12 protein-coding genes are annotated in these 13,860 nt (G+C 50.6%); 11 read left to right on the top strand and 1 reads right to left on the bottom strand.

Annotation, left to right across the window (positions count from 1 at the left end; translation table 11 throughout):
• The 9 genes from GTN70_03355 to gltA form a co-directional block, all read left to right on the top strand.
• Window positions 1-741, top strand: a 741-nt coding sequence (locus GTN70_03355; protein ID NIO16029.1) for a hypothetical protein, incomplete at its 5' end; no start/stop codon positions are given.
• 142 nt (window positions 742-883) lie between these two features.
• Window positions 884-2,242 (top strand): hypothetical protein, encoded by a 1,359-nt coding sequence (locus tag GTN70_03350; protein ID NIO16028.1) that lies wholly within the window; start codon window positions 884-886, stop codon window positions 2,240-2,242.
• Between the two features lie 91 nt (window positions 2,243-2,333).
• On the top strand, window positions 2,334-3,266 hold the full coding sequence (locus tag GTN70_03345) for a hypothetical protein (protein NIO16027.1): 933 nt from the start codon (window positions 2,334-2,336) through the stop codon (window positions 3,264-3,266).
• A gap of 5 nt (window positions 3,267-3,271) precedes the next feature.
• Window positions 3,272-3,865 (top strand): redoxin domain-containing protein, encoded by a 594-nt coding sequence (locus tag GTN70_03340; protein ID NIO16026.1) that lies wholly within the window; start codon window positions 3,272-3,274, stop codon window positions 3,863-3,865.
• A gap of 22 nt (window positions 3,866-3,887) precedes the next feature.
• Complete coding sequence (locus tag GTN70_03335; protein NIO16025.1) at window positions 3,888-5,468, top strand: redoxin domain-containing protein; 1,581 nt, start codon at window positions 3,888-3,890, stop codon at window positions 5,466-5,468.
• Window positions 5,469-7,070 carry a diguanylate cyclase gene (locus GTN70_03330; protein NIO16024.1) on the top strand — a complete coding sequence of 534 codons (1,602 nt, stop codon included), beginning with the start codon at window positions 5,469-5,471 and terminating at the stop codon, window positions 7,068-7,070.
• An 85-nt stretch (window positions 7,071-7,155) separates the two neighbouring features.
• Window positions 7,156-7,755 (top strand): YihA family ribosome biogenesis GTP-binding protein, encoded by a 600-nt coding sequence (locus GTN70_03325; GenBank protein ID NIO16023.1) that lies wholly within the window; start codon window positions 7,156-7,158, stop codon window positions 7,753-7,755.
• Window positions 7,756-7,844: 89 nt separating this feature from the next.
• Window positions 7,845-8,699 (top strand): sulfide/dihydroorotate dehydrogenase-like FAD/NAD-binding protein, encoded by an 855-nt coding sequence (locus GTN70_03320; GenBank protein NIO16022.1) that lies wholly within the window; start codon window positions 7,845-7,847, stop codon window positions 8,697-8,699.
• The gene (gltA, locus tag GTN70_03315) at window positions 8,700-10,127 is read left to right on the top strand and encodes an NADPH-dependent glutamate synthase (GenBank protein ID NIO16021.1); all 1,428 of its coding nucleotides are present in this window, start codon (window positions 8,700-8,702) and stop codon (window positions 10,125-10,127) included.
• 104 nt (window positions 10,128-10,231) lie between these two features.
• On the opposite strand, the gene GTN70_03310 is transcribed toward gltA, so the two are convergent.
• Window positions 10,232-10,528 carry a hypothetical protein gene (locus GTN70_03310; protein NIO16020.1) on the bottom strand — a complete coding sequence of 99 codons (297 nt, stop codon included), beginning with the start codon at window positions 10,526-10,528 and terminating at the stop codon, window positions 10,232-10,234.
• Between the two features lie 91 nt (window positions 10,529-10,619).
• Between GTN70_03310 and GTN70_03305 the strand changes: the two genes are divergently transcribed.
• Together GTN70_03305 and GTN70_03300 are read left to right on the top strand one after the other, a co-directional pair.
• Window positions 10,620-11,414, top strand: a complete 795-nt coding sequence (locus GTN70_03305) for a glutamate racemase (protein ID NIO16019.1) — start codon at window positions 10,620-10,622, stop codon at window positions 11,412-11,414.
• A gap of 19 nt (window positions 11,415-11,433) precedes the next feature.
• Window positions 11,434-13,860, top strand: coding sequence for a dihydropteroate synthase (locus GTN70_03300; protein NIO16018.1), 2,427 nt, complete (start codon window positions 11,434-11,436; stop codon window positions 13,858-13,860).

The following is a 13,860-nucleotide window of genomic DNA, read 5'->3' as shown; positions in this document are numbered from 1 at the left end:
GAAAAGGAGGCGGCAAACGAGGTCTCCATAGAGATGGCCCTGGTTGAAGTTGCATCGGGGGCCACCCTGTGGACGGGTAACGTCACCTCTTCGGGGAGCCTGACTGTTGGCAAGATTTTTGGCGTGACACCGGGAGAGAGCGATATCGTCGTTGCTCGCAAAGCGGTAACAAGCCTGGTAGAAGAGATGGCAGACAGCATAGAGGATGCCCGTGAGAGAGAGCAGGAAGGGATCGTTGAAGAATTGAGGGAAAAGGAGTTGGCTGAGGAGAAGAGACTCAAGGAGCTTCAGCAAAAATCAAAGGAGATCGAGGGAACACTGGAGCAGGCAGACGCGGAAGCACAAAAGATCAAACAGGACGCGATGACCGAAGCCGATAGCATCAAGGCGAACGCAGAGATGGAAAAGGCAGCTATCGATGCTGAAAAATCTCAGCTCGAGAGCGAAAAAGAGGTGCTAGAAGAGCAGAAACTCAAGCTCGAGAGCGAACGTGCGAAACTGGATGAGGAGCAGGCAAAACTCGAGGAATTGAGGAAAGAGAGAGGTGAGCTCGAGGAGCAGATACAGAAATTGCAGCAGGAGATAAAGGAGGAAACGGTCGGTGATGCGGAAAAGAAAGTCGAGGAGATAGAAAAGCTCGAAAAAGATCAGGAAAGTTTGCAGGGAGAGATCGAGGATAAGCAGGAGGAGTTGCAAAGCCTGGAAGAGCAGCTTGACCAGGTGGAGAAGAAAGCGGAGTAGGATACAGGAAAGACCGTATAATGTTTTCAGCGGAAGGAAAGAACAATACGCCCTTGCCCAGAAGATAGAAAATAGATGCAATGAGCGAGAAGCCTTCCCCCCATCGGTTGAAGGCTTAAAATTTATCTTTGAGGAGATCGAGATGGGTTTGCACACTACGAGGAAAGTTCTGATTTTTCGCACATCGATTCTGTTACTTCTTTTTCTTTCGGCCTGCAGTGCCGGAGAGAGGGATGTGCGGGGGAAAACCGTTGCCTCCGTGGGAGGAGAAAAAATTACGGTGCGTGATGTGAGGGAACTGTTCGGGGTGAGGTCGGCTGCACACAGGGTTTTCGGTGTCAAAAGGGAGAAGAAAAGGGAGGCAGTGGAAAGGCTGATTGCCGGCAAACTCCTTGCCGCCGAGAGCAGAAATCGCGGATACGACGAGAGTGGGGATTTTCAAAAGCTCTACGATGAGGGAGAAAAGGATATCTACATCGCGGCGCTTTTCAAAGAAAAGGTGGACAAGGCCGTTATGGTCAAGGATGGGCAGATACAGGCCGAAGCGCAAAAAATAATGAAGGAAAATGAAAAGTTGAGCCAGCAGCAGGCTGTTGAGAAGGCAACCGAGAAGCTTTACAACGACACCTTCAGGGAGGGGGACAACGGCCTCGTTCAGAGCGTGAAGGGATCGATAAAAACGGAGCTCCACAGTGATGAGATAGACAGGATCGTCGGGGGAGTTGACGTTGGCGATGACAGGGTTGTTGCAGAGGTTGAGGGCATCCCGGTGAGCTACGGAGATATTAAAAAAGAGCTCTCCACCCTTCCCCGTCACGGGGGGGAGAATCTTGAGAGAGACCCGAGAGCGATCAGCGCCATTGTCGAGAGGATTTCGGTCCGGATTGGGCTCTATGACTTTGCCAAGAAAGAAGAGGTGGACAAGGGAGATACTTTTAACAAAGTCAAGGGTAACTTCGAGTCCTCGATACTCATCGACCTTATGATTGACAATGAGATCAGGAAAAAAATAAATGTCGGCGATGAGGAAGTAAAAAAGACCTATGACGAGCACCCGGAAATGTTCGAGCAAAATCCCAAGATCAGGGCACGGCATATCCTCGTGGACGATGAAAAAACGGCAGGCGAGGTGTACGAGAAAATTCAAAAAGGGGCAGATTTTGAGGATCTGGCAAAACAGTTCTCCAAGGACCCTTCCGCTGCAAAAGGAGGAGACCTCGGGATCTTTGGCAGAGGTGTCATGGTAAAACCCTTCGAGGAAAAGGCATTTTCATTGAAGATAGGTGAGACCTCAAAGCCGGTAAAGACGCAATTCGGCTACCATATCATCCAGGTTACGGAAAAACAAAAAGGGAACATGATGCCCTTTGCCCAGGTGAAAGAGAACCTGAAAAGGTATCTGCTCGATATGAAAATGAATGCTGAAATTGAGTCACTGATAGGCGAATTGAAGGAAAAAGCCGACATATCCATCAATGAATCAAATCTTGACCTCGTATGACCGTGAAGATTTTCTCCCCCGGCTCCGTCTATCGTGGTAGTTGAGAAATGTATTGTGTATCAGTATCAATTCTGGTCAAATGAGAGTTGAAATGAATAGACCTTTTTTGAAACTATCCACACTTTTTGTTTCATTGGTGCTATTTTTCCTAGGAATTTCAGAATCTTACTCGCTGGAATTCGATCACGTCCTATCCTTTGGAAAGTTCGGCATAGGGAGGGAGCAGTACGATACACCCGTTGACATTGTGGAGGACAGCGATGAAAACCTCTATATTCTGGACAAGAAAAATTACCGGGTTCAGAAGGTAAATTTCAGGGGAGAATTCATAACGCAATGGGGCAGGAGGGGATTCCGGGATGGGGAGTTCAAAGATCCCCGGTCCATTGCCATAGACAGGAGTGGAGATATTTACGTTGTTGATACGGGAAACAATCGCATACAGAAATTTTCCCCTGATGGTGATTTCATCCTTTCGTTTGGAAAGGTGGGCAGTGCGACGGGCAACCTGAGGTATCCTACAGACATGACTTTCGATAAAGCTGAAAACATCTATATCGCCGATTCCGGTAACCACAGGATTCAAAAATTCGACAAAAGCTTTCAATTCATCCAGGAATGGGGGAGATTCGAGCGAACAGGGAAAGAATTGAAACAGCCCTATTCCGTTGCCTACTCCGATGACGGTTTTGGGCATGTGTATGTGGCTGATAGCAGCGACTGCAGGATTCAAAAGTTTGACACCAGGGGAAACCTCAAAAAGGAATGGGACCTTCACCTGCCGGGGAAAGGATTCCTCTGCGGTGGCGTGAAAATAAAGGTGGAGCCCAGGAGCTACGATCTCTATGTGGCGGACGTGGAAAATGACGTTGTACTTGTATTCGATAAAGAAGGTGAGCCCGTCGGGGAACTTGGCGAGGCAAGGAAGAGATTCAGCAAACCGGCAGGCCTTTTCGTGAACGACTCCGTTGAGCTCTATGTGGTAGATTCGGGGAACAACGAAATCCACAAGTTCAGGAGGTAATCGAGGTGATAGGGCGCAGGTGGATTGGTGTTTTTCTCACGGCAGTATTGCTGTTTTTCAGCTTCTCGGGTGTCTTGCGTGCCCAGGATAAAACGATGACCCCCCTATCGGGTAAGGAAATACCCATGATAGAGGGGATACAGATGCTCGAAGTCGGATCCAGCGCACCCCCATTTGCGCTGAAAGACCTGAAGGGTGAATCCTTCGACTTATCAAGGCACCTGGGGCAGAAACAGTTTCTTCTCGTTTTCTGGTCGATATTCTGTGAACCGTGCAGGTACGAGATGCCCCTTATCCAGAACATTCACAAAAAGTATGAGGATAAGGGCCTGGAAGTTCTGGCTGTCGCCATTGATGGTGACCCCCTGAAAAATGCTATTGCCGGCTTCGTGAAACAGGAAGGTTATTCTTTCCGGGTATTGATAGATGAGCTCGACGAGGAAGAGTTCTTCAAAGTTGCCGACCCGTATGGGGTTGCAGGCACACCGACCATTTACATAGTCGACCGATCGGGAAAGATCGCCTTTTCGAGGGTTGGAAGCATAACCGAGAAAGAGCTCGAAAAAGAGATCACGGCTGTTTTGAAAAGCGGTCCGTGAAAGTGATGGAAAAACTAGACCTATGAGCAGATTCATCTCTTTCATCTGGGGACTCGTTGTTGTCCTGGCAATAATGGTTTCATCCGATTCTCCGTCCTTCGCCATTATAGAGGCGGGAAGCAAATACATCCCCTTTGAAGGGGTCGACCTGAAGGGTGAGACGGTAAATATAGATGATTATATAGGGAAAAAGATAATTCTTTTGAAGTTCGGCTCGATTTATTGTTCGACCTGTGTTACCTCACTGAGAGATGTCGCGCATATTTTAAAGAAGATCGGCCCGGAAAACCTCCAGGTAATAGGTGTCAACCTGGATATTTACGGCATATCCAGGGTAAAACGGTTCTATAAGGGGTATCAGCGCTTCCTGAGTTACCCCATGCTGATAGATAAAAAACTAAAGATATCTACTCCGTACAGAGTCCAGAGCCTTCCCGCGCATGCACTCATTGATAAGGATGGAACAGTCCGGTACGTATCCACGGGCGCCACGGAAAAAGACTTCGGTGACCTGGAAGAGGTCATCACGAAGCTCATAACTGGAGAGAGGGCAATAGAGACAGTCGTCGAGGAGAGACCTTTGGAGTTGTACCTCCCCCAGAACTTTTCCAAGACTCTGCAGGACTCCGTATATATCGTGGGGAGGGTGCCTAATAAGGGTGCCCAGGTTTCCTTGATGCTCAACGGGGGGGCAAAACAGGTTGTCAGGAGCATGAGGAATCTGTTTTACATCCGCACCCCCCTTTCCCTGGGGAGCAACTACATCGAAGTCCAGGTAATGGGGGAAGAGGGGAAAAAAGCCCATAAGGGCATAGTCCTGTTCAGAGAGCCGAAAATCGGCCTGGGGATAGAATCTCCCTTTCCCGAATATCATTTCCACACCGAATCGAATGAAAAGCCCTGCGCGGAGTGCCACGATCTGAATCCTCCGGCGAATGCACAGGGCGGGTTTGCCATGGCTACCAAGTTTTGCCTGGGCTGTCACAAAGAGCTCGAAGGGAAAAAATATGTTCACGGGCCGATAACAGTCGGTGGATGTTCGCCCTGCCACGATTTCAACAGCGAACCGAACAAGTATGCGGTCATCGCTTTCGGGCAGGACCTCTGCTTCAACTGCCACGAGGATAAGAGGCAGGAACTGGTAAAAGATTTTCTGCACGGCCCCATGTCCGCGGGAATTTGTGCCATCTGTCATAATCCCCACGGTTCGAACGAAAAGTTCCAGCTGCGAAAATACGTGGGTGACCTGTGCGTAATGTGTCACGCCGACTTCAAAGCGGAAATGTTCAGGCCTGCTGTGCACAAACCGTTTCAGGATGGCCTCTGCACGAACTGCCACTTTCCTCACTCATCTGACCAACAGAACTTTTTCGTAAAATTGCCGGGGAACGATCTGTGCCTCGACTGCCACAGGGGGGAATTCGGAAATCATACCCATCCATACGACAGGCCACCGAAAAGGGAACTCGATGTCAAGCTTGACAAGGATGGGAACCTCATGTGCCTCTCCTGCCACAATCCCCATGCTAGCGATGTAGGGAAGCTCCTGCCGAAAGGCGGGTGTGACTTCTGCCACGGCACGGAAAGCAAAGAGGAATCTTAAATGAAAAAGAAGATGAGAAAACTGGGCTTGAGGCTCATAACTTCATCCCTTCTTGTTTCGCTCCTCACCATATTTGTAGGGGGGTACGTCGTTTTCAAAGTGACCGAGGATTCGATCAAACAGGATAATCTGTTTGCCGCTTCTCAACTCGCGGCAAAATTCAGCGCCCTGAGTGACCTGACAACTGCTATGGGCAGAGACATTGAAGGGCTCATCACGAGCGTAAAAGTGGACCGCTTCGGTTCGGCCTGGGTCATGGACGCCGATGGATTTCTCATTGCCCATATGGACCACAGATTGAGACATTTTGTGGAGGAAAAGACGTTCATGGGGGATAAGGTGGTAGGGCTCGAGAGCGTCGACATGCCTATCCACAAGCTGGGTGAAAAGAACATGGTTCACGAAGCGACGCTTCTTGACCTCATGGAAAAGCTAAACGGGGGATTTGGGACCTATAATAACCTTTTCGATGAGGAACAGATAATTGCATTCAGAGTTCTCAAGGACAAGGGCTTGCTGGTGGCTGTTGATCAACCGATCGAAAAGGCTTATTCGGAACTCAAGAGGGTTAAAAAGGTAATTTTCACCACCTCCGGTGTCGTGGGCATTCTCATTCTTGGCTTCACCTGGTTTGCGACCCAGCTCATTATCAGGCCTTTTTACGCCGAGGTGGAGGAAATGAACGAGAGACTGCTGCTGATAAACAGGGAGCTAGAGGGTGCAAAAAATAATCTTGAAAAGGAGAATGCGGGCCTTTTGAGGCTCTATGATCTATCCATTGCGATGCAGTATTCGGGTTACATCGAACCCCATCTTCCGCTGGCACTCGGCGTTGCACAGGAACGTTTTGCTCTCGACCGAATTCTTCTGTTCATGCCCGATGAGGCGGAGGAGTTCCTCCGGTGCAGGGCTACCGTGGGGAACGTCTTCGAACCGGAAGAGCAGATCATGGTTCCCATATCCGAAGGTGGAGGAGCCCTCGCAAGGGCCTACCTCGAGAAGAAGACCTTTTGCTTTTCAAGTGAAACCGGGCTTCCAGATGAGTTCAAGATCGAGAAACCTTACTCCTCTATCAGGGCACTTCGAAGCAGAGACTTTGCGGTTTTCCCGCTCGTTGCAAAGGAAAGAGTTATCGGTGTGTTCGGCATAGACAACAAACTGAGCAGGAGGGCATTGACCAGGCAGGAAATTGACCGGATCGAGAGCTTTTCCTATAAGCTCGCTGCTATGATCGACAACACACTTCACTTCCAGAATGTCGGGAGAAAAGCAGAAGCGCTGGGGAGGACAGACCGACTCACCGGGCTCTACAACCTCGAACATTTCAAAGTCATTGCCGAGGAGGAATTTCTCAGGTCAGCCAGGTCGGGCAATCCACTTGCGATGGCCCTTTTTCACATAGCAAATTTCAAAGAGTATCATGAGTCAAACGGCTACCAGAGAGGTGATTACGTCCTCAGGAAATTTGCGGAGCATCTGAAAAAGCTCGAGGAGATGAAGGTTGTCGCAGGGCGCTGTTACGGAGCAACGATGGCAGCTCTATTTAAGAGCCACGATTATGACCAGGCAAAAACCCTCGTCGATAAATTCGAGGNNTGGTAAAGACTGTCATCGAAGCCTATCCCCTCCAAGATCCGCCAGGGTTTGATGAGTTCTTCAAATCTCTGGAGGCCGACATTTTCAAGGTATGATAAGGTTAAGAGAAGTCGAGCTGGTAAAAACGATCTTTGATCCGAGAAAATTAGAAGATCCCGGCTATCCTCATTTTGCCATTGCCGGCAGATCGAATGTTGGAAAATCATCCCTTATCAACAAGGTTCTTGGCAGACAAAAGCTCGCAAAAATAAGCAAGACCCCAGGACGGACCCGGTCGATAAACTATTACCTGGTTGATAAAAAATTTATTATCGCTGACCTGCCTGGATATGGTTTTGCGAAAGTTTCCATGAGGGAAAGAAAGTCCTGGAAACACCTCGTGGAGAAGTACTTTACGTTAATAACCGACGTGCTTGCAGTGTTCCTCCTCGTCGATTCAAAGAGGGCCGTCGAGGAAGAGGAGGAAATGATCCTCAATTTTTTGAGCACCTTCGGGGCACAGGTTGTCGTTGTGTTCACGAAGGTGGACAGGTTGACACAGAAAGAGAGAGCGGGTTTGCGCAGCAGGTCTTCTGAGCATGTTGTCGACATTACGGGAAGAGAGCCGATTTTTTTCTCCGCGAGAACGGGAGAGGGAAAAGAGAAGATTGTTCGCGCAATGTCCGAATTCCTGTCAAAGGGTAGGAATTGATATTTTGGGTTGATTTTTTTCCGGTAAAGATATACTTTTTACACTCGTTTCGTCATGATTTCATTGAGAAAAGCTCAAGGAGGATTCAATTGTACCAGATAGTTGAGAAAAAGGTGATCGCAAAAGATGTCTTTCTCAATAGAATAAAGGCTCCCTACTTGGCGAGAAAGAGAAAGGCAGGGCAATTTCTCATATTGAGGATCGATGAAAATGGCGAAAGAATACCCCTAACAATAGTCGACTCGGACCCCGTCGAGGAGACCGTTACGATTATTTATCAGGTGGTTGGAAAGACGACGAGGGAGCTGTCGGCCCTCGAGGGGGGTGCTGAGCTTATAGATGTGGTGGGCCCCCTTGGAAGACCGACGCATATTGAGAAGCTCGGTACCATCGCCTGCGTCGGGGGAGGCATAGGGAATGCGCCGCTCTTGCCGATCGCAAAAGCCTTCAAAAAGGAGGGCAACAAACTGGTTACCGTGGTGGGTGCGAGGACGAAGGATCTCCTGATACTGGAGGAGGAGATGGAAGCCATCAGCGACCGGTTTGTGGTCACCACCGATGACGGAAGTTATGCGAAAAAGGGTTTTGTCACCGATGCCCTCAAAGAAGTTATCGAGGAGGGTGAAAAGATTGATCTTGCGCTCGCCATTGGGCCAATTCCCATGATGCGGGCGGTTTCTGAGCTGACAAAGCCTTACGGGATAAAAACCTATGTGAGCCTGAATCCCATTATGGTAGATGGAACGGGCATGTGTGGAGCCTGCAGGGTTACCATCGGCGGCAAGACGAGGTTTGTCTGTGTCGATGGGCCTGAATTCGATGGCCACGAGGTGGATTTTCTCGAGCTTGCCAAAAGGAACAGGGCTTTCATCGAACAGGAGAGAGTTGCCGAAGAGGCCTACATGCAGAAGGAGGCAAAGCAGGCAAAAGGAGGGAGAGGTTAGATGGAGGAGAAAAAAACGAAGAGACCCAAGCCTTTCAGCATCCCAAAACAGCCCATGCCCGAGCAACCGCCCGAGCTGCGGATAAAGAATTTCAACGAGGTTCCCTATGGCTACACTCCCGAACAGGCCATTGCCGAGGCTTCGAGGTGTATATTTTGCAAGAATCCCCAGTGTGTGAAGGGCTGTCCGGTGGGGATAAAGATACCCGACTTCATTGATCTTGTCCGCCAGGGCAAATTTGTCGAGGCGGCGAGGAAAATCAAGGAAGACAATGTCCTTCCCGCCATATGCGGGAGGGTTTGTCCACAGGAAGAGCAGTGCGAGATGCCCTGCGTTATTGGAAAGAGGGATGAGCCCGTCGCTATCGGGAGGCTGGAGAGGTTTGTCGCTGATTTTGAGCGGGTCACGGGCCAAATAGCGATCCCTGAAGTTGAGCCTCCAACGGGAAAGAGAATAGCTGTCGTAGGGTCGGGTCCGGCTGGCCTGACCGTTGCGGGAGATCTTGCGCAGCTCGGTCATGAAGTGGTGATTTTCGAAGCACTGCACAAACCGGGAGGGGTCCTCGTATATGGCATCCCGGAGTTCAGACTTCCCAAGGCCATCGTTGCTGCGGAGGTCGATTACATAAGGGCCCTCGGCGTCAGAGTCGAGTGCAATGTTGTCATCGGGAAGACGATTACAGTCGACGAGCTCCTTACCGAAGAAAAGTTTGATGCCGTTTTTATCGGAAGCGGCGCGGGCCTGCCCTACTTCATGAACATTCCGGGGGAAAACCTCATCGGCGTGTACAGCGCCAACGAATACCTCACACGGGCTAACCTCATGAAGGCTTACGAGTTTCCGAGAGCGGACACACCGATAGCGAAGAGCAAAAATGTTGCGGTATTCGGTGGGGGCAACGTCGCCATGGATGCGGCGAGGAACGCCTTGAGGATCGGTGCTGAGAATGTTTACGTCATCTATCGCCGTTCGAAAAAGGAGATGCCTGCGCGGATCGAGGAGATCCATCACGCAGAGGATGAGGGGATCCAGTTCATGCTCCTTACCAACCCGACGAAATTCATCGGGGATGACGAGGGGATGATAAAACAGATCGAATGCTTGAAAATGGAGCTCGGCGAGCCGGACGAATCGGGGAGGAGGCGCCCGGTGCCCATCAAGGGCTCAGAATTTCTGCTTGATGTCGACACGGCAATAGTTTCCATCGGAAATGGCGCAAACCCTCTCATACCCGCCACGACTCCCGGCCTCGAAACGAACAAGTGGGGCAATATCATCGCCGACGATGAGACGGGAAAGACCAGCAAAAAGGGGGTGTACGCCGGGGGGGATATCGTCATCGGCGCCGCAACGGTCATCCTTGCCATGGGTGCAGGAAGGGTAGCGTCGAAGGCCATGCACGAGTACGTCATGACCGGCGCCTGGTAGGGTTAAGCGCTTCCGGGTTCAAGATATCATCACCTTTACAAAAAAAGCTATTCGGGGGGAGCGGTTCTCGGTAAGTGAAGGGCTCCTTCAAAAGGTCTTTTCTGTCAATCGCTTCGTATAAAAACCAGGTAGATTATCGCCACGGTTATCACTACGAAACCCACCACAAAGCTAACCAGAGTGGGGTCGACGCTGCCGTCGACGGGCTTGAAGTTCGTATAGCGAATTATCGCAAGCGAACCGCCGCAGAAAAGAAGGGTGACGAGAACCCACTTCCACCTGAAAATGACGGCGAGAACGAAAAGAATTATGATCCCGATGATAACCAACGGGTCGGAGGCAAATTGAAAGAAGGTCTCGCTTGAAAGGTACGCGTTGAGTATTTCGAGCTTGTCAATCATCGACACCCCCTGTTAATTAAAATCTACAGGTATGATAATATAATGATCAATTTTATGGAAAAACAATTTTTTGCCTGTCTTTGAGGGGGAGATGGAACGGCCGGTCGGCATATTCGACTCTGGAATCGGGGGACTCACCGTGCTCAGGGAGTTGAGGGATTCGATATCGGGAGAACAGTACCTCTACTTCGGAGATACGGGAAGAGTCCCGTACGGTAACAAGGGGAAACTCACGGTCACCCGGTATTCCGTGGAAATTGCAAACTATTTGCTGATGAACCACGATATCAAGGCGCTCGTCGTTGCCTGCAACACTGCTTCTTCCCTTGCGGTGGAGGGCCTTCAAAAATTATATCGGATCCCGGTTTTTGAGGTTGTCTCTCCTGCAGTTGCCAAGGCAGTGGCTGAAACGAAAAACGGCAGGATAGGGGTTATCGGGACGTCGAGCACCATAAGGAGCAATACCTACAAGAGGATGATAAGATCACAAAACAAGCACATCAAGGTTTTTCAAAAAGCATGCCCCCTTTTTGTCCCGCTCGTTGAGGAGGGCTGGGTGGATCATCCGGTAACGGAGATGGTTGTTCTCGAGTATCTATCTTTCCTGAAGAAAAACAGGGTCGATACGTTGATTCTTGGATGTACTCATTATCCTTTCATCAGGAGCAGGGTTGAGGCCTACCTGGGAGAGGGCGTGACGATTATCGATTCGGCCATGAATGTTGTCATTGAAGTTGAGAAATACCTTCGCTCTCATGATCTGGTTCGTATCGGAAAAAAGAAGGATATCCGTTACCTGGTGACAGATGACCCTGATAAGTTCAGGGAGCACGGCGAGAGACTTCTTGGAGAAAGACCGATTGACGTTGTGCAGGTTACCTTATGAATGGTAAGAGAGAGCCCGAATGAATCTCACGAACCTCATCAAGTCCGGAGTTGTTATCTGGGACGGGGCTATGGGAACTTTGCTGCAGGAGCGGGGCCTTTTGAAAGGAAGGCCGCCGGAAGAGCTCAATTTGAAAAATCCCGGGTTGGTCCTGCAAATACACACGGATTATCTCGAAGCGGGTGCGGTTGGCGTAACGACCAATACCTTCGGGGCCAACAGGGTAAAGCTTGGTGAGTACGGCCTTGAAAGTAGGGCGAGTGAGCTGAACAGGCGGGGAGCAGAGATAGCTCGGAGTGCCTGCAAGGGAATGGCGCTGGTATCCGGATCGGTCGGTCCGACGGGAAAGTTTTTGAGACCGCTCGGTGAACTCGAGTTCAAATCGGCGGTGGATATATTCAGTGAGCAAATAGGCGGCCTGATCGAGGGCGGTGCCGATGTGATAAAGATCGAGACAATGATGGATATCAGAGAGCTCAAAGCCGCCATTTATGCCGCCAGGTCTTTGTCGGAAATCCCCGTCATAGCCATGATGACCTTCCAGGATAATTTCAGGACCCTTCTTGGGACCACGCCCGAGTCTTTCGGGGTCGTGGCAGATGGAATGGGAGCCGACGTCATAGGGATCAACTGCTCCGTCGGTCCGGGAAAAATGATGGATATGCTCCAGATGATAGCTTCCGTCACTCACAAACCCCTCATAGGGCAGCCAAATGCCGGGATCCCCAAACTTGTCGATGGGAAAACTCTATTCCCCATGGGCCCGGATGATTTTTCAAAAGCCGTGGAGGAGTTTCTTCCTCTCGGCGTCCGGATCATCGCCGGTTGTTGCGGGACCACCCCTGATCACATGAGCAATGTGCGGGCACGGCTCAATTTCAAAACAGAGAGAGGTTTCGAGACGCTCCCTGCTCCGGAAAGAGCCATCGAGGTGCTACCGGGGCAGAAAGTTGCCTCGAGGACAAGGGTGGTGGCAATAGATATCGAAGGGCCGTTGATGATCATCGGGGAGAGGATCAATCCGACGGGGAAGCGAAAGCTTGCTGAGGAACTGCGGAAAGGAGTCATGGAAGGGGTAATAAGGGAGGCCAGGGAACAGGAGGCGAATGGGGCTCATATTCTCGATGTCAATGTGGGAGTTCCAGGAGTCGAGGAAGATCTGTTGATGGAAGAGGCGGTGTATGCGGTGAACTTGAACTCCTCATTGCCGGTGATGGTTGACTCCGCGAATGCGGCCGTTATAGAAAAAGGACTCATGGCGGCAGATGGAATACCCGTGATCAACTCCGTTTCAGGGGAGATGAATAAGCTCGAAGATCTTCTCCCTCTCGCAAAGAGGTTTGGCGCATCCCTCGTTTGCCTGCTCCTTGATGAGTCGGGAATTCCGGAAAGCCCCCGGGCCAGATTGGCGGTTGCGATGAAAATACTGAAGGAGGCGGAGAGAGCGGGAATTTCGCGGGACAAGCTGATCATCGATTGCCTGACGACTGCAATCAGCGCCTCCCACCTTGCTGCCGTCGAAACTCTCGAAACGGTGAAGCTTGTCAGGCGGGAACTCAACCTTCCCGTGATCCTCGGGGTGAGCAATGTTTCTTTCGGATTGCCGGGAAGGCAGATGATAAACCGGGCTTTTCTGTCAATGGCGGTCACGAAGGGGCTCAACCTGGCGATAATGAACCCTCACGACAGGGATGCCGTCGATACGGTTTCATCCTGCAACCTTCTCTCGGGAAAAGACAAGGATGGGTATGAGTACATCAGGCGCGTGACGGCAGAAACTGAAGGTGAAGGTGGGAAAGAGTTTTCCGGGGGTGATTTCCCGGAGATCCGTGAGGCGGTTCGGAGCGGCAGGAAAGGGGAGATTGTCGAGATCATAGAGATGACGCTCAAGCAGGGTGCGATGCCCCTGTCGATAAATAATGATGGTATAGTCAGGGGGTTGGAGGAAGTAGGAAAGCTCTTCAACGCAAACAGGATATTTCTCCCCCAGGTCATTGCTGCTGCGGAGACTGCCAAGATAGGATTTGAGAGAATAAAGTCTGAGATGGGGGGGGAACACCAAGAGGTAATCGGAAGAGTGCTGCTTGCCACCGTGGAGGGCGACATTCATGATATCGGGAAAAACATCGTGGCCGCGCTGCTTGCAAATCATGGCTTTGAAGTGATCGACCTAGGAAAAAACGTCCCCGCTGAAAAAATCCTGGAGGAAGCAATAAGAAACAGGGTGGATGTGGTTGGACTGTCGGCTTTGATGACAACGACCATGATCGAGATGAAAAAAGTCATAGCGCTCCTCAAGTCCAGGGGGGTTGAGTCCGTTTCCATTATCGGGGGCGCCGTGGTTACGGAAGACTTTGCAAAGGAGATAGGTGCCGAGTTTTATGCCGAGGATGCAATGGACGCGGTTACGAAACTGAGGAAGGCTGTTTTGGACAGGAGGAGATAA

Source organism: Deltaproteobacteria bacterium, assembly GCA_011773515.1.
In the GTDB taxonomy this organism is placed as follows: domain Bacteria; phylum Desulfobacterota; class Deferrimicrobia; order J040; family J040; genus WVXK01.
This window is presented reverse-complemented; position numbering and strand designations above follow the sequence as displayed.